Source organism: Chitinimonas arctica (assembly GCF_007431345.1).
GTDB lineage: Bacteria > Pseudomonadota > Gammaproteobacteria > Burkholderiales > Chitinimonadaceae > Chitinimonas > Chitinimonas arctica.
The window spans coordinates 1,159,414-1,178,499 of the sequence record NZ_CP041730.1 but is presented as its reverse complement, the minus strand read 5'-3'; the positions used below and the strand labels follow the sequence as shown (position 1 = coordinate 1,178,499).

General features: G+C 57.2%; 19 protein-coding genes, 1 tRNA gene and 1 pseudogene. 11 read left to right on the top strand and 10 right to left on the bottom strand.

From position 1 onward, the window contains the following. Positions 1-186: pseudogene (locus FNU76_RS25180) on the bottom strand (WGR domain-containing protein); the annotation flags it as partial. A gap of 295 nt (positions 187-481) precedes the next feature. Here FNU76_RS25180 and FNU76_RS05210 point away from each other — a divergent pair. After that, on the top strand, positions 482-1,057 hold the full coding sequence (locus FNU76_RS05210) for a YceI family protein (protein WP_143856722.1): 576 nt from the start codon (positions 482-484) through the stop codon (positions 1,055-1,057). Positions 1,058-1,146: 89 nt separating this feature from the next. After that, positions 1,147-1,926 carry a substrate-binding periplasmic protein gene (locus FNU76_RS05205; RefSeq protein ID WP_143856721.1) on the top strand — a complete coding sequence of 260 codons (780 nt, stop codon included), beginning with the start codon at positions 1,147-1,149 and terminating at the stop codon, positions 1,924-1,926. A 395-nt stretch (positions 1,927-2,321) separates the two neighbouring features. On the opposite strand, the gene FNU76_RS05200 is transcribed toward FNU76_RS05205, so the two are convergent. Further along, on the bottom strand, positions 2,322-2,627 hold the full coding sequence (locus FNU76_RS05200; protein ID WP_143856720.1) for a hypothetical protein: 306 nt from the start codon (positions 2,625-2,627) through the stop codon (positions 2,322-2,324). Positions 2,628-3,132: 505 nt separating this feature from the next. Here FNU76_RS05200 and FNU76_RS05195 point away from each other — a divergent pair. Both FNU76_RS05195 and FNU76_RS05190 read left to right on the top strand, forming a co-directional pair. After that, positions 3,133-4,359 carry a hypothetical protein gene (locus FNU76_RS05195; protein ID WP_143856719.1) on the top strand — a complete coding sequence of 409 codons (1,227 nt, stop codon included), beginning with the start codon at positions 3,133-3,135 and terminating at the stop codon, positions 4,357-4,359. 185 nt (positions 4,360-4,544) lie between these two features. Further along, positions 4,545-6,551 (top strand): M13 family metallopeptidase, encoded by a 2,007-nt coding sequence (locus FNU76_RS05190; RefSeq protein WP_143856718.1) that lies wholly within the window; start codon positions 4,545-4,547, stop codon positions 6,549-6,551. 121 nt (positions 6,552-6,672) lie between these two features. On the opposite strand, the gene FNU76_RS05185 is transcribed toward FNU76_RS05190, so the two are convergent. Then, the gene (locus FNU76_RS05185; protein WP_143856717.1) at positions 6,673-7,182 is read right to left on the bottom strand and encodes a GNAT family N-acetyltransferase; all 510 of its coding nucleotides are present in this window, start codon (positions 7,180-7,182) and stop codon (positions 6,673-6,675) included. A gap of 414 nt (positions 7,183-7,596) precedes the next feature. On the opposite strand from FNU76_RS05185, the gene FNU76_RS05180 reads away from it, so the two are divergent. Further along, positions 7,597-8,202 (top strand): hypothetical protein, encoded by a 606-nt coding sequence (locus FNU76_RS05180; protein WP_143856716.1) that lies wholly within the window; start codon positions 7,597-7,599, stop codon positions 8,200-8,202. 188 nt (positions 8,203-8,390) lie between these two features. Here FNU76_RS05180 and FNU76_RS05175 read toward each other — a convergent pair whose 3' ends face one another. Then, positions 8,391-8,927 carry a hypothetical protein gene (locus FNU76_RS05175; protein ID WP_143856715.1) on the bottom strand — a complete coding sequence of 179 codons (537 nt, stop codon included), beginning with the start codon at positions 8,925-8,927 and terminating at the stop codon, positions 8,391-8,393. 202 nt (positions 8,928-9,129) lie between these two features. Between FNU76_RS05175 and FNU76_RS05170 the strand changes: the two genes are divergently transcribed. Continuing rightward, positions 9,130-9,627, top strand: a complete 498-nt coding sequence (locus tag FNU76_RS05170) for a hypothetical protein (RefSeq protein ID WP_143856714.1) — start codon at positions 9,130-9,132, stop codon at positions 9,625-9,627. Positions 9,628-9,961: 334 nt separating this feature from the next. Here FNU76_RS05170 and FNU76_RS05165 read toward each other — a convergent pair. The 3 genes from FNU76_RS05165 to FNU76_RS05155 all read right to left on the bottom strand — a co-directional run bounded on the left by FNU76_RS05165 (position 9,962) and on the right by FNU76_RS05155 (position 11,607). After that, positions 9,962-10,036: transfer RNA gene (locus FNU76_RS05165), tRNA-Arg, on the bottom strand. 280 nt (positions 10,037-10,316) lie between these two features. After that, positions 10,317-11,003: an aspartate/glutamate racemase family protein gene (locus tag FNU76_RS05160; RefSeq protein WP_143856713.1), complete on the bottom strand. Its 687-nt coding sequence runs from the start codon at positions 11,001-11,003 to the stop codon at positions 10,317-10,319. A gap of 49 nt (positions 11,004-11,052) precedes the next feature. Beyond that, positions 11,053-11,607, bottom strand: coding sequence for a hypothetical protein (locus tag FNU76_RS05155; RefSeq protein WP_143856712.1), 555 nt, complete (start codon positions 11,605-11,607; stop codon positions 11,053-11,055). Between the two features lie 607 nt (positions 11,608-12,214). Between FNU76_RS05155 and FNU76_RS05150 the strand changes: the two genes are divergently transcribed. The 3 genes from FNU76_RS05150 (at position 12,215) to FNU76_RS05140 (ending at position 14,966) form a co-directional block, all read left to right on the top strand. Then, positions 12,215-12,730, top strand: a complete 516-nt coding sequence (locus tag FNU76_RS05150; RefSeq protein ID WP_143856711.1) for a peroxiredoxin — start codon at positions 12,215-12,217, stop codon at positions 12,728-12,730. Positions 12,731-12,733: 3 nt separating this feature from the next. Continuing rightward, positions 12,734-13,141: a DUF2721 domain-containing protein gene (locus tag FNU76_RS05145; protein ID WP_143856710.1), complete on the top strand. Its 408-nt coding sequence runs from the start codon at positions 12,734-12,736 to the stop codon at positions 13,139-13,141. A 373-nt stretch (positions 13,142-13,514) separates the two neighbouring features. Beyond that, positions 13,515-14,966 carry a serine/threonine-protein kinase gene (locus tag FNU76_RS05140; protein ID WP_143856709.1) on the top strand — a complete coding sequence of 484 codons (1,452 nt, stop codon included), beginning with the start codon at positions 13,515-13,517 and terminating at the stop codon, positions 14,964-14,966. A 154-nt stretch (positions 14,967-15,120) separates the two neighbouring features. Here the strand turns inward: FNU76_RS05140 and FNU76_RS05135 are convergent, their stop codons facing one another. From FNU76_RS05135 to FNU76_RS05125, 3 genes are all read right to left on the bottom strand, one after another. Then, complete coding sequence (locus FNU76_RS05135; RefSeq protein WP_143856708.1) at positions 15,121-16,656, bottom strand: fumarate hydratase; 1,536 nt, start codon at positions 16,654-16,656, stop codon at positions 15,121-15,123. A 100-nt stretch (positions 16,657-16,756) separates the two neighbouring features. Next, complete coding sequence (locus FNU76_RS05130; RefSeq protein ID WP_143856707.1) at positions 16,757-17,566, bottom strand: ferritin-like domain-containing protein; 810 nt, start codon at positions 17,564-17,566, stop codon at positions 16,757-16,759. A gap of 7 nt (positions 17,567-17,573) precedes the next feature. Further along, positions 17,574-17,846 (bottom strand): DUF1653 domain-containing protein, encoded by a 273-nt coding sequence (locus tag FNU76_RS05125; RefSeq protein ID WP_143856706.1) that lies wholly within the window; start codon positions 17,844-17,846, stop codon positions 17,574-17,576. Positions 17,847-17,955: 109 nt separating this feature from the next. Here FNU76_RS05125 and pnuC point away from each other — a divergent pair, with 109 nt between their 5' ends. Both pnuC and FNU76_RS05115 read left to right on the top strand, forming a co-directional pair. Then, complete coding sequence (gene pnuC / locus FNU76_RS05120) at positions 17,956-18,552, top strand: nicotinamide riboside transporter PnuC (RefSeq protein WP_179958355.1); 597 nt, start codon at positions 17,956-17,958, stop codon at positions 18,550-18,552. Continuing rightward, on the top strand, positions 18,545-19,075 hold the full coding sequence (locus tag FNU76_RS05115) for an AAA family ATPase (protein WP_143856704.1): 531 nt from the start codon (positions 18,545-18,547) through the stop codon (positions 19,073-19,075). Before pnuC ends, FNU76_RS05115 begins: the two co-directional genes overlap by 8 nt. Positions 19,076-19,086 lie beyond the last annotated feature (11 nt).

Below are 19,086 nucleotides of genomic sequence, written 5' to 3'. Positions count from 1 at the left end.
CTGGCGGATCTTTTCGGCTATCAGTCGATCAAGTTCTTTCCGGGCCTGGTTATCATGATTGAATTGTTGAGTCTGATTATATTCATCGCTACCCAGTTTTCCCCATCGCGTTATCAAATTACTGCCGTCTTGCTCGATTTCCCAAAAGTGGACCGAATCATTTTCGGTATATTCATATCGTCTCATTTATGCCAATCAATTCTAATAAATATAAAATAATAAAAAGCCTGCCAGTTCAGACGCTTACGCGATGCCTGGAAGGCGCGGTACCTGCATGCGTAAAGTGGGCATTTGAGTAAAGGTGACTGGCGAAGTTTCCGTTGCGGGCGATTGTTTTAAACATTTCAAGCTGGCGTGACGAATTTGCCATGTGCCTTTTAATGGCTGGGGCTGCTATCGTAGTGCTTGCGAAATGCTTAACTTTCCGGCCTCCCTCATGCGGGGCTAAACTGGGCCGGATTTCACCAGAGGAGACAACACCATGAGTACTGTCGGCAAATGCCTGCTAGCCGGCCTGATCAGCTGCGCGTCGCTGAGTGCGGTTGCGGCGCCGGAGCGCTATATCGTCGATCCCAGCCATACCTATCCCAGCCTGGAAATGTCGCATATGGGCCTTTCCATCTGGCGAGGCAAGTTCAACAAGACCAGCGGCAAGATACTTTTGGACCGGGCGGGCAAGAGCGGTACCGTCGATATCCAGATCGAGGCTGGCAGCATTGATTTCGGCCTCGACAAGATGAACGAATTCGCGGTGACCGCGGATTGGCTCAACGTGGCCAAATTTCCCACCCTGAGCTATCGCGGCAAACTTCGCTTTCAGGGTGAAGCGCTGGCCGGCGTGGATGGCGAATTGACGCTGCTGGGCAACACCCGGCCGGTGAAACTGACGGTCAACTCATTCAAATGCATGCCGCATCCCATGTTCAAGAAGGAAGTTTGCGGGGCCGATGTGGAAGGCGACCTGAATCGCGCCGATTTCGGCATGAGCAAATACAGCGAAGGGGAAGCCGGCAAGATCCACCTGCGCATCCAGGTGGAAGCCGTCAAGGAGGACTAGAAGTCGCGGCATGGCACTGTCGGGTTGTCGCATGCCCGTGGGCTACCTAAGCTGGTTAGTACCTACCCGCAACCCGACGGAGATATGTCATGCATCTCGCTCCACTGCGCCTTTTGTTTGCAGCTTCGATTCTTGGCGGTAGCTTGATGGCCTTGGCTGCCGACAAGCCCGCCAGCTTGACCGTCTGCTCGGAAAACGAGGAGTCCTATCCCTGGATACTCAAGGACAAGCCGGGCTTGAACACCATCATGATGCGCATGGTGGAAAAGCAATTGGGGGTCAAGATCGATATCAAACCCCTGCCCTGGAAGCGGTGCATGGAATCGCTGCGTACCGGGGAGATGGATGGCTTGTTCAAGATCAGCTTCAAACCTGACCGGATGGAAATGGGCCATTTCCCCATGAGCGGAGATAAACCGGACGGTAGCAAGCGGATGCTGGACGACAGCTATAGCCTCTATCGCCTCAAGGGCAGCAATGTGGAATGGGATGGCAAGGCCATCAAGAATGCGCAGAGCGCCATCGGTGCCCAATCCGGCTTCTCCATCGTGGATCAGTTGAAAGGTCTTGGCGTCAGAGTGGACGACGGTGTGCGGGGCGCGGGCGAGAATCTCCAGAAGCTGGTGAATGGACGTCTCTCCGGTGTGGCATTGCAGACGCTTGAAGGCGATATCAATCTGGCCGAAAGAGCCGAATTCGCCGCCAAGATCGAACGGATCGATCCGCCGCTGGTGTCGAAGCCTTATTTCCTGATGCTATCCAAGCAGTTCGTTGCCAAATATCCGGAATTTGCGCAGCAGATCTGGAATGCCGTGGGAACGGTGCGGGAATCGGCTGAATATAAAAACCAGCTCAAGCAATTCAAATAAATAAACGCTTGGCGAATTTCCGGGAAAGACACAAATCTGGCGAAATCGCGGCCCCCCGCATCATACGTGGGGGGGGGCGCCTAGCCGGGCGTCGCAGAGGGTGCTTCGGAGCCCTGGTATTGATTGGCATCAGTGCGAGCGGAAGTGAGGGGTTGGGCTGGGAGGAAATAGATAGTATTTTCAAAAACGCGAAAGCCGTAGTTGGCGGTCAACCAGTCATGCTCAGTCTACTTGCACAGCAATGAGATAACATGCGCGATTGGCGCGATCCAACACGATTCGTCGTGTTCTTAATAATGTTCAATGCATGAGTATTTATTCTTACTGCCTGGTTTCCTGTTGCCTGGGCGGAACGAACGCCAATAGTGTTGGCTATTGGCGCTCGTTTTTTTAGGCTATGCAGCCTTCTCGCGCATAAGAAAGCGTGTATCGCTCGCATCGATATCCATCAATTGCCGTTTTATCCACCTGTCCCCTACTGGATAGCGACTGGCATCCCGGACAAAGTAAAGGTAACCGTGGTTCGGAACGATCTGATATCCGGAGACAGGCAGGATTTTCGGATAGGCGGCAAGGCATTTCATGATCCGTTCGATTTGCGGAACCGCTTCCGATCGGGCGCCGGCAACCGCAATGACACCGTGGTGAATGAGTGCGGCAATCGCATCATCAATATGGTCGTAATGGCCGAAGATCCTCATCACTTTCTCCTTGAGCTGTTGCGTACGGCAAACCTGATCTGGATTAGTGAAATCTAACGTACCGGTTCGGTCCGCGCATCCTCCAAATGGGTGAAGATGCGAGGAAATTCGCATCGAACGCCTGATGCTGACCTCAGCGCCCGCAAATGAGGCAACGCCAGGGCCAGAGCTTGTCCTTGGGCGGGTCAATCGGGAACTTGACATCTCCCCCGCCTCTCCCGCTTTTCGCTGGCTTTGAGGCCGTAAAGGAGGGGGATTCCGACATCGCTATACGCTGGACTGTGTAGCCACCTCGGTGGGTTCTTGGCCCGATGCCCCAACTTCAGGCGTCCTTCTTACAGGCATATGTCAAGACAGTCATTTCCTATAAATTTCTCAGTTATACGAAATACAAAAATTTAAATATAAATTAGTAATGTTTATGGCGCACTCAGATCGATTCAGTCTGAGTGGTTGTTAATGGTTTTTGGCGCTGTTTTTATAATTTTTCAATAGGAATTTTTAAATGGACTTGTCACGCAATGTTAAGGTATCAAATTACCCCATCATACCAAGCGGTTTGCTAAATCCCGGCGGATCAGGCAATCCTATCAAGCCGAACAATCGCAAAGACGCCAATCCGACCGCTCCTGACGGAGCCGGCAAGTTGGGTGCGTATAAAGTAGCAGCGGGGAAAGCGGAAATACACCCATCTCCCTTTCCTACCCAGAGCGGTCCAAGCCAGGGCGACGAGATTTCTCGCCTGCTGGCGGAAATGAATATAACGGCAACTTCACCATATCGTACTCAGACAGACAGTAACCTTATTATCCGGCGTAACGATTCCGATACCGTACAAGTCCCGCAAACCCAAAGCTGGGGGATTTACCATTCCGTTCCGAGGGACGTATCTGTCTTTCTGTTACGAACTTTGCAGCAGTGTAAGGAGTGCGCTAAAAAGGGTTTGGGCGGGGTGGAGCGAATCGGATACGGTGGGGTCGTATTTAAGCGGGATATGACTGCAGAAAGATCAAAATATCAAGGGCATGGCGAGTATGACAATCACAGTGACTTTGAGCCTTTGAATCAACCGGAAGGTGCACTGAAGCAACTTTCCTTGGGCGAAATTCACATGGTATGGGGCAGCACATCGCAAGTGGCGATACAGGCAAAGTATGAGAAAAATGGGCCGTACATGCAGTTCGAGTTGAGCCGGAGTGGCGAGCTGGTTATTGCAATGAAGGATGTGCCAACGCCGCACTGTCGGCAAGCTGAGCAGGCCCCGGCTGGGGCGTCGGCATTGAACACGCGGCAAACTGCAACTGCCGCCGACGTGCGGGAGCGCGCGTCAGAGCGGGTAGCGGTGTGTGTGGGAAAAAGTCATGGCATGGCCCGTAATATACCGGCGAAATTGGTTGAATTTGCCGGTGAAGCTATCCCGCAGTTCGAGGAATGCGGCAAGAAGGGTTTGTTCGAAATAGAAATGATTCAAGCGGGTGGAATTGTCTTCCGGCACGATAAAAAACGCGATGAATCCATACAGATGGGCATGAACGAGTATGAAAACATATACCACTTCGAACCCATGGATAAATCGCGCAGTGATTTTGCGGAGTTTACGCTGGACGAAGTTTGCGTAAGAGTCGGCGGATGGTGCCCTCAGGTTACGGTAAGGGCGAGTAACGGTGTCATCTCGCTAGGGTTCGGGAGGGAAAAGGCAAAATCGAGTCAATTGGTGATTGTGGATGAATAACAATCCCTGCCCGAAAGGGCAGGCCGGTTAGCGCCCCCAGCGGACTATTCGTCCCCGCTTGAAGCGTTTTCGTCGCAGCGCTCAATGCTCCGTCGCATTGCGATGGCCGGCTCCTTCGTATCCGCGCTTCAATTGCGGCGTATTTGACCAGCCGCAATTCCGCCGACCACTACAAGGATACAAGGATGATTTTTCACCCCAGCCGCCTGGCCCTGCTCGTGATGCTGGCCTTGCCTGCCGCCGCCGCTGGCCGCTCCGGCATCGACCTCGACCATTTCGACCGCGGCATTCGTATCCAGGACAATCTTTACCGGGCCGTCAACGGCAATTGGATCAAGAACAGCGAGATCCCGGCCGACAAAAGCAGCTGGGGCACTTTCGACGATGTGAACGACTTGTCGCAACAGCGGGTACGCGAGATTGTCGAAGCGGCCGTCGCCCATCCCGACACACCCGAGGCCATGCAAATGGCCGCGCTGTATCAAAGCTATATGGACGAAGCGCTGGCCGATCGGCTGGGCATCGAGCCGATCAAGCCGCTACTGGCGGAGGTCGACGCCGTCGCCGACCGCAAATCGCTGACTCGCTTATTCGGCCGTTTGGCGGTGCATGGCATCGAGGGGCCGCTACGGCCATACGTCAACGTCGATGACAACGACCCTTCCCAGTACGTGGTGATGGTCGACCAATACGGTCTCGGTATGCCCGACCGCGACTACTATCTCAAGCGCGACCCCGGCTTCAAAAGCACCAGTGAAGAATACCTGCGCTATCTGGAAACCCTGCTGGGCCAGATCGGCCTCTCCGAGCCGGCGCGCCGCGCCAAGGCCGTCTTGGCATTGGAAGCCCGGATTGCCAAGTTCCAGTGGGACAATGTGACTTTGCGTGATCCGCATAAGTCCCACAATAAATTCGACCGCGCCGGTCTTGCCAAGGCCGCGCCCAAGTTCGACTGGGCAGCTTTCCTCGACGGTGCCGAAATGGCGCAGGTCCAGGTTGTCGATGTTCGCGAGCCAAGCTATGCCAAGGCCTTGGGTCAGCTGGTGGCGAGCGGGCCGCTCGACACATGGCGCGATTACCTACGCATACGGGTACTCGACGGGACCGCACATCTCCTGAGCAAGCCGTTTACCGAGACGCGCTTCAACTTTCACGGCAAGGCCTTGAGCGGTAGGGGCCAAATGACGCCGCGCTGGAAGCGCGCGGTGAGAATGGTGGACGATTCGCTCGGCGAAAGCGTGGGCAAGCGCTACGTCGCCAAGTACTTCCCGGCCGAATCCAAAGCAAGGATCGAAACGCTGGCCGGTAATCTGCTCAAAGCCTATATGCAGAGCCTGGACAAGGTCGACTGGTTGAGCCCGGCCACCAAGGCCGAGGCCAAGGACAAACTGTCCAGGTACCGGGTAAAGGTCGGTTATCCCGATAAGTGGCGCGATTACAGTGGCCTGGATATCCGCGCCGACGACCTGGTCGGCAACGCCCTGCGCATCAATCAATTCGATTATCGCTACAAACTGACCTACCTCGGCAAGCCGGTCGACCGCGACGCGTGGGGCATGACACCGCAAATGGTCAATGCTTCTTACGACGCACCGCTGAACGAGATCACCTTCCCGGCCGCCATGCTGCAACCGCCGTTCTTCCAGGCCGATGCCGACGATGCCGTGAACTACGGCGCTATCGGCACCATTATCGGCCATGAAATCAGCCACGGCTTCGACGACCTGGGCAGCCAGTACGACGGGAGCGGCAATATGCGTAACTGGTGGCGCCCGGCCGATCGCAAAAACTTCGAGAAGCTGGCCGACCGGCTAGTGGCGCAGTACAACAGCTACGAAGCGTTGCCGAAGCAATTCGTCAATGGCAGGTTGACCGTGGGCGAGAATATCGCCGACCTGTCGGGCTTGCAGATCGCCTTCGAGGCTTACCGCCTGAGCTTGAACGGCAAACCTTCGGAAGCGCTCGACGGTTATACCGGCGAGCAGCGCGTCTTCATCGGCTTTGGCCAGGTCTTCCGCGGCAAGATTCGCGATAAGGAACTGCTACAACGCCTCACCACCGATTGGCACTCGCCCGGTGATTTTCGCGCCATTGGCGCGGCGATGAACAGTGACGCATTTCATCAAGCGTTCAATACCAAACCGGGCGACGGCATGTTCAAGCCTGAGGCGGACCGCATTCGCATCTGGTAAATCTATTTGCTGCCGCAAAAACCGGACGCCGTCTGTTTGGGATCCGGTGTTGCGGCGGCTGACGAAGCTCAAGCGCTTGTGCTGCGTAAGTAAGGGCTCAGGGTGTTTCGCGGCTAGCTCGTCATGTCGCCGGCTTTTCGGCCAGCCAGGTTGCGCTGTCCATGCTGTAGACGGCGGTGTCCATGTCATACCAGTGTTCGATTCCCCGATATTGCATGCCCAGTTTTTTCATGACATGGGCAGATGCATGATTATCCTGGTGGCAAACGGCGTATAAGGATTCTGCCTTCAGGCGTTCAAAAGCAAATTCAGCCATCACGCGTGCGGCTTCCGATGCATAGCCTTTATTCCACTTATCCTTGCGCAGGCGCCAGCCTATCTCCAGTGGATTGGCCGGGTCTCGGCCCAGGTATTGTATGCAGCCAGCGCCAATGACTTCATTGTTGTCGATATCCATGAAGCTCCACCAGGAAAACCCATATTCTATCCAGCGAGCCTTGACAAGCGCTATCATTGCCAAGGTGCCTTCCGGTGTTTCTGGTTTGCCTGTGATGTATTGCATGACTTCAGGCTCACTATTCATGCGCGACAGCCCTTCAAAATGGCTATCGGTAATTGGCTCAAGGCGCAGGCGTGGTCATGGTCAGCTACATAATTGATGATTGACCAGGCGAGTGTAAGCATGAAATCCAAGGGGTTCAAGAGGATGGGATGAAAATCGTCCCATTCATTGCAAACGCGATCCTGCGATAGGGTCTCGGCGCGACATTGACCCGGTGGGTCGTGGGCAACACAGTTACAAAGTAGAAATTGCACTACAACACGCAGCAACGGCTGACAACATCGCACAATAGCCTCAAGGTTTTCCAAGAGTTCTCATTATTTATGCTAGGCATAATTAACCCTGTCGGTTTTTAGGTTTTGTCACGACACTTTTGTATTTCTTCTTGTTTTAAAATGTGAAAAAATTTGTAAAAACCGAAAGCCATATATTCTGGTGTGAGAGAAAATTAATTGCCATTTATTTTTTATAAGGTTTTAGATAATGAGTTCTCTACAATTTTCCAACCCTGTGACGGTGAAGTCCGCAGTAAATTGCAGTCGAACTGAGGCTGACGGCCAGTTCCCATCACGCGATAAAAAGCAAGTAAACATAATTAAAAATGTGAAGCCGAATGACAGGGGCTTTGCCGATGCTATATGTGGTTGCTTCCATTCTCGTTCCGATGCAAAAATTGGCAGGCCGGAAATCAATCAAACGAAGGAAGCTAAACCGCTGGATTCACAGCCGAAAGAGTCGGCGCGTATAGCTATTCGCGGCAAGGACGGCAAAGAAGTAAAACCTGACCGGACTGAAAGGACTCACAACACAATATTCCGTGCCGGAAGGCAAAAGGCGGTCGAGCCGAAGGGCGTCTTCACGGAATACTTCCCTGTGGGACTGGAAATGGTGGAGGATGGGATTGACCTTTTGCCCATCGAAACACCGAAGGTTTGGTTGGATGATAATATCACCGAAATCAGCGCTCCTTTGGATATGCCTAAAGATGAAATAGAACATCTTTTGGACCAGGACTTCGTGCAAGGGACTTTTTATGAAAATGACGCGAAGGTCCTCTACCACAGGGAGGATATAACAGATATTGGATAGGAATAATGTTTGGGAGTCGCTGGATTTAAAGACCGCGAAATAGGGTTCGGGAGCCATGCCGGTGTCACGTATGGCTAAGCGGCCTTGAAAAAAGTGAAGGCTGGAAGTTCAATTCAGCACTTGGGGAAACCCGGGTGCTGATGAGCCGTAAAGCGATAGCCTGCCGCCGGAACGGGTTTTGGGGAGCCTTATTTCTCCTTTGACTCCTTGGTGGAAGTCGTATGTGTGCCGTCGCCGGTTGATCGGCTGGTGCCGGACGGAGGAGAAGAGCTAGAGCTAGAGCTGGCTACTCCTGAAGGATGGCTGGAGGAGGAGCTAGCAAATATTGAGGGGAGCGCGTGGCCCGCAAGGCTATGTGAATCCCGCTTCATTGACCGGGGGGAAACCGGTTCATAGAACCTGCCCTTGAGCTTACCACTTTCATCTTTCTTCTTGTCGTGTCCCCTCACATGAAAGGTTGCTTCATCCGAGCGCAGGCCATGGCTGGCGTCCGAAGGCGGATTCGTCGCCGACGAGAGCGCGTCCTGTCTACTTGGTTTATCGTCAAATAGGCCAGTACTTTCATTGAATGGAACGCTGACGATCATCTTTCCTACTACATCGGTCACATGCCGTCCCCCGCTATTGTTGGAAAAATGTGGATATTCCGCATAAGTTGCTCCGTCGGGATTGATCGGATGATAGTACTGATGCTTGTCGTCGCCACGAGCATGAAAGTCCGTCATCACTGCTTTCTGACCGTTCCTGGACAAAGGGGTGGAGAACGCAACGGACAGTTTGGGTCGGTCCGTGCCCGTACTACCTAGCCCCGGGATCGATGAAGAACTGCTGGAACTCGTGCTGCCCCCATGCAGAGGCGCCATGGGGGAAAGACTTGTAGTCGCCTGCGTTTGCGTTCCAATCGAGGGAAGCGGTTGCGAGGACGGTATGCTGGTCAAGGTGCCGATGCTGCTCGATAAAGCGCTGGGAGGCGTTTGTCCCAGCCTCCCTGGTGAGGGGTGTGTGGATGGGACGTTACTCGACGCTTGGCTTTTGCTGCTGGAGGCATGTATCGGCGTTATCGGTGGAGAAACCGACGGCGTAGAGCGGCTGCTGGGGATCGTTAAGGACGTAGGCGTACTGGGGCGCTTTGGGCCTTCAATCGATGGCATGCCGCCCTTGATGGGTGGCGTGACGCTGGAGCTGGATGCAGCCTGCTTCGCACCGCTCTTCGGTGCTGAACCGCTGAAGCCAGGGGGCGTGCCCAGTACCGGCGGTTTTCTACCGCCGCCACCACCACCGCCACCTCTGGAGGAAGTGCTCGTCGTTGATCCGCTGGAGGATGAAGCTGGACGCCGACTCATCTTTATTCCTTCTCGAGCCATATGTATGGCAAAGCGTTCTATGCCATTGCCCACGCAAACCATATGCCAGCCGGGATATTGAGCGCTTGCCCAGGCCGTGGCTTGAAATGGACGAAACACAAGGAGTGTGAGACGGGACAGAAATGGCCCGGTTGAAGATAAAAAGTACCCAGCTTCGTCAAAACTCGCGGAGACGGTGTTTATCTAACCATCTATCTCATTCAAACTCGTCACGCTGGAGACGAATCGGTGGAGCGGGCAGTCTGGCGCCCCCTTGCGACAGAGGTTTTGGCGAAAATGCCGCACGTGCGACAAACGTGCGAATGCGGAAGCCATTTCAAGCCGGAGGGCTAGATTGTAGTTTTCGCTAAGTGGTTGTTTTTGCTTGGTTTGCGGCGGCTTGGAGCGGCTTGAAATGGCGCCTCCGACAGGAATCGAACCTGTAACTGCCCCTTAGGAGGGGGCCGTTATATCCATTTAACTACAGAGGCCGCAAAACTGAAATCTACGATAAAAATCAACAAAATCAGCCACATCATAAACTGAACTTTTGTACGACTCTGTCGTATTTCTAGGCATTTCAGGGGTTTTTCGGCTACGAAGTAGCACTTATGTAACACCTGGAAGTGCTACGAGAACCACTCCCTGAAAGTGGCCAGGATTATACCTATCCCGTCCAAGGACGGAACCAATAAATGGTGCACGACCGGGTGTAAGTAGTAAGACAATCTTCTTCCGCCGGCCGCTTGTTCCCGCCTATGTGAACACCCTTCAGCAAGTCGGTACCAATCCTATCCTGCGATTGTGTAATTGTTCGACGACACTTTGCACACCCAGGCTTGGGCTGGACAGCACTTCAATACCCATGCCGCTCAAGGCTTCTGCCGCAGGGGCCATGGAGGCCTGCGCCAAAACGATAGCGCTTACCGAATGTGGAGCGATGGCGTTTACTGCCGTGACAACGGCTTCGAAATAGGCCGTCCAATCGCCACGCAGAAAGTGCGGCCACGCGCCTTCAGCCACGAGGTATTCGATCTCGATCGCGACTCCCGCTGAGTTGGCAGACTCTTCGAGAAGTTCTCTGGTCGGACCAAGTGTGCTTTCCAATGCCGCGACGACCAGGATGCTTGGGCCGAGCGCAACTGCCCGATCCGCCATGGCCCGGTCAATCCGTATGGGAACGAAGTGCCTATCTGTCGGCGTTCGTTCCGCCGCGCCACCAATGGTCGAGCAGGTGCAAACGACTATCGGCGCGCCGGTTGAGGCTGCCTTTGTCATGGCGTCATGTACGCGCATGACCAAGGCCGGATCATTCGCGCCCACGCGTTGGGCATCCGTCAAAAGCGCTTCTTCCACGACGTGCTCAACCTTTACATCGGGATCAATTGCCTTTACCAGGCGCGCAAAGGTTTCGATGTGTATGGCTGAGGTGTGAAGGAATGTGATGTGCTTGTGCATGGAGCGAAGTATGACGGTTAACGCTCCCCATGGGGGGGAGCCCAAATAATCAAGGTAAGGGCTCGCCTCCCGTTCGTTCCGTGCCGGTCTGGGCGGCGATTGGCAAGGCAGGTTCGTTTTGCGTCAGCAAGCGATTGCCGGGTAGGGCGGAATCTTGGGCGCGGCGCGGTCGCGCATGTTCCAGGGTCAAACGCACGCCGCCGGTGAGGCGAAGCGCGGCATTTTCTCGCTCCAGGTTTTCGATGGTTTGCAGGCGCACATTGGAACGGGTATGCAGCGCAACCATCTCGGCGTAGGCGCTGGCTTGAAGTTGGTCGTTTCGGTCTCGAGCAATCGCCAACTGGTTGTTGCTCTGCTCGGTAAGCGTGCGCAAGGCATCGGCATGGTCGCGTTGCAATTGCGCCACTTCGAGTCGCGCATGTTGGCGGTCGATTTGCCAGATGGTAAAGAAAGCCATGTTCGTCAGTATCAGGCCGACGAACAGCAGGATGGCCAGGCGGTGAATGCGAATGCACTTGCGGCGCTTTCTGACGGCTTGGCCATTTGATTGTTGATACCTGATATAGGTGCGGGCCAGCTTGCCGTCGCGCGCATGTATTTGCATCGTAGAACTTTCGGGGGGTGAGACCAGTGCGGCTACGCAGTCGTCGAACTGTGCTGCGTATTCGCGCCCGGCGTATGGCTATTGCGCCGAGAGCATCAATAAGCACAGCCAATTAAGCGGACTGGACTGATGGCAGTTATTGGCGGTAACTGACGGATTTGGCCCGCCTTAGTTCCTTCAATAGTGATAGCCGCGCGCCCGAAATAATCCGAATTCCAATTTATGGATGCTGTCTATAAGTTGCTGAGTGCAAGCTATAGATAATATGAACGGCAAAATTCACAGGATGTAAATCCTCCATGTGGATGATAATGCAACCTTCCTCCTCCTCTGGCCGTCCTTCGGGATGGCCTCTTTTTTTTCTGCAATCTACCTTTTCTTCTCGTGCCAGCGCTGCCGGTGTCCGACCTGCCCGCTTGTCCATGACGGCCGGTGGCGGTCGCGGCGTGGTGAACCTGCTAAGCTATTCGTGTTCGAAGTAACCGTACCCACGGGATACCCTGCTTGGAGAAGCAGGCGCCCCGCGATTCCAATACCGAAGTGGTCCGTGCCGTGCATCCTTGCCGATGCCCATCCGCCACCTCGATCAAGCCAGGCAGGAATTAGCATGAAATCTGTTTTTCTCGGTTTGTTTATGGCGTTCAGCCTATTGGTCCATGCCGATGTGACGATAGGGCAAGGCGCCCCCGCGTTCGCGCTGACTGACCAAGCAGGCAAGGTCCGTACCAGCGACGATTTCCGTGGCAAATGGCTGGTACTGTATTTCTATCCCAAGGCGGAGACCCCGGGTTGTACGGAGGAGGCATGCAGCTTCCGCGATGACATCCTGCTCCTGCGCGCGCTTGGAGCCGAGGTGGTAGGCGTCAGCACCGACGACGTCGCAACCATTCGCGAGTTCGGGCGCAAGCACGAACTGCCCTTTACCTTGTTGGCCGATCCGGACGGCAAGACATCGGAGAAATTCGGTACGCTGGTCAATCTGGGCGTGATGAAGTTTTCCAGGCGGCACAGCTTCCTGATCGATCCGCAGGGCAGGGTGATGAAGCGTTACACGGATCTGGAAACCAAGACCTATGCCAAGACCATCATCGCTGATCTGCGTGCGCTGAGCGGGAAAAGCTGAAAAGTGGAGATCAGCGTTCCGGCCTTGCTGTTTCCGGCCATTTCCCTCTTGTTGCTGGCTTACACCAATCGCTTCCTGGGCCTGTCGGGCGTGATCCGCAGCTTGTACGAGGACTACAAGACCACGCCCGATCCCAAGATCATCCGGCAGATCGCCAATTTGCGGCGGCGGGTGGTGTTGATCCGGCGCATGCAGGCGGTCGGGGTCGGCAGCTTGTTCCTGTGCGTGCTATGCATGTTCTTGATTTATTTTGGGCTGACCGCGGCGGCGCATGCGGTATTTGGCGTCAGCCTGTTATTTCTGCTGGTTTCGCTGGGGCTGTCGATCAGCGAAATTCGCATGTCCAGCGATGCGCTCAATATCCTGCTCGCCGATATGGAGGAAGATCTCGCTCGCCACGCCGGCGACTGAAGAGGCGCAACGAGACTTGGCATAAATCACGTGGGTAACGCTATCATCATGCAAGACAATGCGAGCGCTGCCGGTGTGATGGTTTCAAGCGGTCGCTCGGTCGGGACTGATGGAATATATATAAGTAATTACTGTTTTGCAGGCGGCTCGCCTCCGGTTCGGACAGCGGCCGTTCAGGATGCTTCGAATATAAAGCGCTGCGTATAACGCAATCGGCTTGCTCAAAGATGGTTACGACAAGTAAGCTGATGTCATAAAATAATATCCAGTGAGTGGCACGGCATGCGTACTACCTCTTTTGTGTTTGCGCCAGCCCAAAAGTTGCCGATTTCCCGCAACGTGGGATTCATCGAAGCCGGGCTAAAATAGAACAATGGACATACTCGGTCATTACCGTATTCACGCCTTGCTTGGCCAAGGCGCCATGGGCGTCGTGTATCGTGCTGTCGATGAACGGCTCGAACGCACCGTTGCGCTCAAAGTGCTGCGCCTCAACCTCAGTGCCGAGGAGCGCGCCGAGTACGCACCGCGCTTGCAGCAAGAGGCGAAGTCGGCGGCGAGGCTGAACCACCCCAATATCATCACGGTCTACGATTGTGGCGATATCGACGGGCACGCCTTCCTTGCCATCGAGTTCGTCGAGGGCAAGACGCTGCAGTCATTGATGGAAAGCGGCATCAAGATATCCTGCGGGCGGGTGGTCAAGTTGGCCGGCCAGTTGTTCGGCGCCCTGGCTTATGCACACGAGCATGAGGTGGTGCATCGCGATATCAAGCCGGCCAACCTGATGCTGACTGCCGACGGCCGTCTCAAGATCACCGATTTCGGAATCGCCCAATTGCCTGCCAGCGATCTGACGCGCGCCGGCACGCTGGTGGGCTCGCCACGCTATATGGCGCCGGAACAGATCGAGGGAAAGAAGCTGGATGGCCGAGCCGATATCTTTGCGGCGGGCATCGTGCTGTACGAAGTGCTGACCGGCACCCGGCCCTTCGATGGCGAGCACGTCGCGACCATCGCCTATCGTATCCTGCACGAGACACCGAGCGATATCCGTAGCCTCAATCCCGACGTGCCGGAGTGGTTGGCCGAATTGGTGATGCGTTGCCTGGAGAAAGATCCCGCCAAGCGCTTCCAGTCGGCTCGCGAAGCCCGCAGTGCCTTGCGCGAACAGGCGACCACCGGCAGCAACGGTCACGGGCATGCGGCCGCACCGGCCGAGCCGGTTGAGGCGCAGGCAAGAACAGCGGTGGCGCCCGACGGTAAGATGGCTGCCACCTTGCAACGCTATGCCCCGTGGTTGCTGACGGGCGGCCTGGCCTTGCTGGGCGGGATCGCGGCACTGATCTGGGTTGGTAGCCGCTCCAAACCCGAGGTCAAGTTGATTACCAATCCACCTGCGGCGGTCGCTTTACAGCCGGAGGTGATGGAGCCTCCAGGCGCACCAGGCTCCTTGCCCAAGGTGGTTGCAGCGCCAGCCCCCGTGCAGGAAGCTCCGCTGCCGGTTGAAACGCCGCCTGCCGTGGTCGGCACGGATGGGACGGGCACCGTCGTGCCCCCGCCTACCGGTGCGGGCGACGCCACGGCGACGCAGAAAAAACCAGTCGCCAAGCCAAAGCCCAAGCCCTTGGAGACCATCGCACCTAGCGATGGCAGCCGATCGGTCATCGTCGAGCATCGCGAGAAGGCAGTGGTGGAAAAACGGCCGGATTCAAAGCAGGACCGGAAGGACGATAAAGACGAGCGAGGTTTGCTGGAACGTCTGGCGGGTTGTTCGGCGGATGGAACGTGTCCGAAATCCAAGCGGGCTACCCGCGACCGGTAAGGGTGGCTATCGCTGGGGGCGCCTAGCTGGGGGCGCCTAGCTGGGGGCGCCTAGCCGGGGGCGCCCTAGCCTTGCCGGCGAAAATATCCGCAAGGCGTAGTGCGGGGTGGTGGTCGGCAACCGCGCCGACCACCATGCAGCCGAAACGCTATGCTTACTGGGCCGTGACCGGAATCTTGCCGATCTTGGCTTGCCATTCCGCCGGGCCGGTCTTGTGCACCGAACTGCCTTGCGAATCGACCGCCACGGTGACGGGCATATCCACTACGTCGAATTCGTAGATGGCTTCCATGCCGATATCTTCGAACGCCAGCACCCGCGCACTCTTGATCGCCTTGGAGACCAGATAGGCAGCGCCGCCTACGGCCATCAGGTAGACCGATTGGTGCTTCTTGATGGCATCCAGTCCGGCCGGGCCGCGCTCGGCCTTGCCTATCATGCCCAGCAGGCCGGTTTCGGCCAAGACCTGTTCGGTGAACTTGTCCATTCGCGTGGCTGTGGTGGGGCCGGCGGGGCCGACCACTTCGTTGCGCACAGGGTCCACCGGGCCAACGTAGTAGATAAAGCGGTTGGTGAAGTCCACCGGCAGCTTCTCTCCCTTATTGAGCATATCCACCATGCGCTTGTGGGCGGCATCGCGGCCGGTCAGCAGCTTGCCGTTCAGCAGCAAGGTCTGGCCGGGTTTCCAGCCGGCGACATCCTCGCGGGTCACGCTGTTCAGATCAACGCGGGTAGCATCGGCGGCCGGCGTCCAGGTCACTTGCGGCCAATCTTCCAGCTTGGGGGCCTCCAGCTGGGCCGGTCCGGAGCCGTCCAGTTCGAAATGGACGTGCCGGGTGGCGGCGCAGTTCGGGATCATGGCTACCGGCAGGCTGGCGGCATGGGTGGGGTAGTCGAGGATCTTGATGTCGAGAACGGTGGCAAGGCCGCCCAGGCCCTGGGCGCCGATGCCCAGCGCATTGACCTTCTCGTATAGCTCCAGCCGCAATTCTTCAACCCGGTTTTGCGGGCCGCGGGCAATCAATTCCTGGATGTCGATCGGGTCCATCAGCGACTTTTTGGCCAGCAGCATGGCCTTTTCGGCGGTACCGCCAATGCCGATGCCCAGCATGCCGGGCGGACACCAGCCGGCACCCATCAGCGGCACGGTCTTCAATACCCAATCGACGATGCTGTCGGAGGGGTTGAGCATCACGAACTTGGACTTGTTCTCGGAACCGCCGCCCTTGGCGGCGATATGCACTTCCACCGTATTGCCCGGTACCAGCTCGATATGGGTGATGGCCGGCGTATTGTCGCGGGTATTGCGGCGGGCGCCGGCCGGATCGGCCAGTACCGAGGCGCGCAGCTTGTTGTCCGGATTCAGGTAGGCGCGGCGGGTACCTTCGTTGACCATGTCTTCCACCGCCATGGTGGCATCGGCCCAGCGCACGTCCATACCGATCGTGACAAAGGCGCAGACGATGCCGGTGTCTTGGCAGATCGGCCGATGTCCCTCGGCGCACATGCGGCTATTGGTCAGGATCTGCGCGATGGCATCCTTGGCTGCGGGCGACTGCTCCAGCTCATAGGCGCGGCCCAGGCTCTGGATATAGTCCTTCGGATGGTAGTAGGAGATGTATTGCAAAGCATCGGCGATGCTGTCGATGAAATCCTGCTGGCGGATTTCAGTTTGGCGTGCGGCGGCCATGTCGTGCTCCGGGATTGCGGTCGGGAAACCGCGATTATACCGGATGCCGGTACAGAGGCCGCGTGCCGCCTTGGACTGCCGTGCAGAGCGGAAAACCCGTTTACTCGGCGGATAGGGCGTATGCCTGGAGTACGGCCAGTTCGTCCAGCTCGAATCCGGCTTGCAAGCGGGCTTCGATATTCAATTCGCCAATATTGCGCGACACCTCGAATTTGACCAGATGGTCGCGAAAGGTCTCGGCCGGATCCAGGCCCCGTTCGGCGCAAAGCCAGCGGAACCAACGGTTGCCGACCGCGACATGGCCCACTTCATCGCGAAAGATGATATCGAGCAGGCCGGCGGCGGTACGGTCGCCTGCTGCCAGCAAGCGTGCTTGCATGGCCGGGGTGACATCCAGGCCGCGCGCTTCCAGCAGGCGCGGCACCAGGGTCATGCGGGTCAGGACATCGCCGGCGGTTTTCTCAGCCATGACCCATAGGCCGTCATGGGCAGGGAAGTCGCCATAGGCATAAGCCAGGCTGTTCAGATGGTTGGACAAGAGGCGGAAGTGATGCGCCTCTTCGGCCGCGACCCGCAGCCAGTCACCGTAGTAGTCACGCGGCAGGCCGTGGAAGCGGCCGGCGGCATCCAGCGCCAGGTTGATGGCGTTGAACTCGATATGGGTAATGGCATGGACCAGGGCCGCGCGGCCGGCCGGCGTGCCTAGCCGGCGCCGCGGCACCGCCTGTGGTGGTACCAGTTGCGGCCGGGGCGGCCGGCCGGCCTGGTCAGGCGGTGGGCAGGGCGGCGCCGTGTGGTCCAGCTGCCCTGCCTGCCAAGCCGCCCATATCGCTTGCGCCGCGTCGGCCTTGGCGTACGGGTCGGTGAGGCAAAGCGCCTCACGCACAGCGGGGAAGAGCGGGGCGGCCATGCCGATGTCAGCCTGCCTTTTTGGCGCGGCGTGTGGCCTTGGCCGTATCGACGGCGGCTTGGGCGGCAAGCCGGTCGCCTTGCATGGCGTTTTCCACTTCAGCGGCGTCGATAGGGCTAAAGCGCGATTCGAATTCCTGCCGGTCGCGTACCCACAGGCCCTGTGTGAACGGCCATAGGTGCTCGTAGACGACTACGTCGCCAGTGGTATCGGCTGAGCGGGCGTGCGCGACAAAGCGATAGAGGCCGCCGTCGGTATGGCGGAAATAGCTGTTGGACATGGTGGTTTCCTGGTTGGGCGGTAGATTTTACCAAGCGGCGAACGATTGGGGCGAGCAAGAGGGCGTGCGGCGGCGGTTATACTATCGGCCCGTCTACCAGGCCTCGCGCATGCAAAGCTTGCTGTCCCAACTATCGGCCATGACCGGCGTCGAGATCGCCGGTTTTGCCCTGACCATCGCGGCCATCTGGCTGGCCGCCCGCAACCATTGGCTGACCTGGCCGCTGCAAGTGCTATCCGGCCTGCTGTATGTCTGGCTATTCGCCCAGGTCAATCTATTCGGCGAAGCGGCACTGAATGGCTTGTATATTGCCCTCGCGCTCTATGGTGCCTGGAACTGGCGTTCGTCGCATGGCGACAAGCCGACGGTGGCCATTAGCCGCATGGGGGCGGCCGATCATGCGGTCTTGTGGGGCGTGGGATTGACGGCGACCTTGCTGGTCGGCCAAATGCAGGTCCACTTTCTGCCCACCGACCTGCCTTGGCTGGATTCGACCGTGTTCGTGTTCGGCGTGCTGGGTCAATGGCTGCAAGCGCGGCGCAAGCTGGAAAATTGGCCGCTTTGGATCATCCTCGATCTTTTGTCGGCCGCCATTTACCTGGTAAAGGGCTTGCAGGTGACGGCGCTGTTGTACGTGCTGCTGGCGGGATTGGCCGGCTATGGCTGGTGGGATTGGTCATGCCGCATAAGGCGCGCTTATGCTTAAGATCGCCATCGTCGGCGCGGAGTCGTCCGGCAAAACCACGCTTGCGAAAGATCTGGCAGCCGATCTGGGCGGCAGTTACCTGCCCGAATATGCGCGCGAATACTTCCAGGCCAAGGGGGATGTGGCTTATACGCTGGCCGACGTGATTGCCATCGCCCAGGGACAGTTGAGCGGCGAGGCCGAAGCGGCGCGCTGGCAGCGCACCGGCGGGGCCGATTGGCTGGTCTGCGATACCAATGCCCTGGTCTGCAAGATCTGGGCCGAAGTGCGCTATGGCTATTGTCCGGCAGCCATTACGGCGTGCTGGCAACCCATGTCCTATCTGCTGCATATCCTGCCCAGGCCGGATATCGCCTGGCAAGCCGATCCGCTGCGTGAACACCCCCACGACCGCGACGTCCTGTTCGCGCTTTACGAGACAGCCCTGCAGACCGCGGGCGTTCCTTATTGCGTGGTGGGTGGAGCGCGCGAGGCGCGGGTGGCGGCGGTCCGTGCGGCCTTGCGGACGCAAATGGGATGCTAGCCGATCGACTC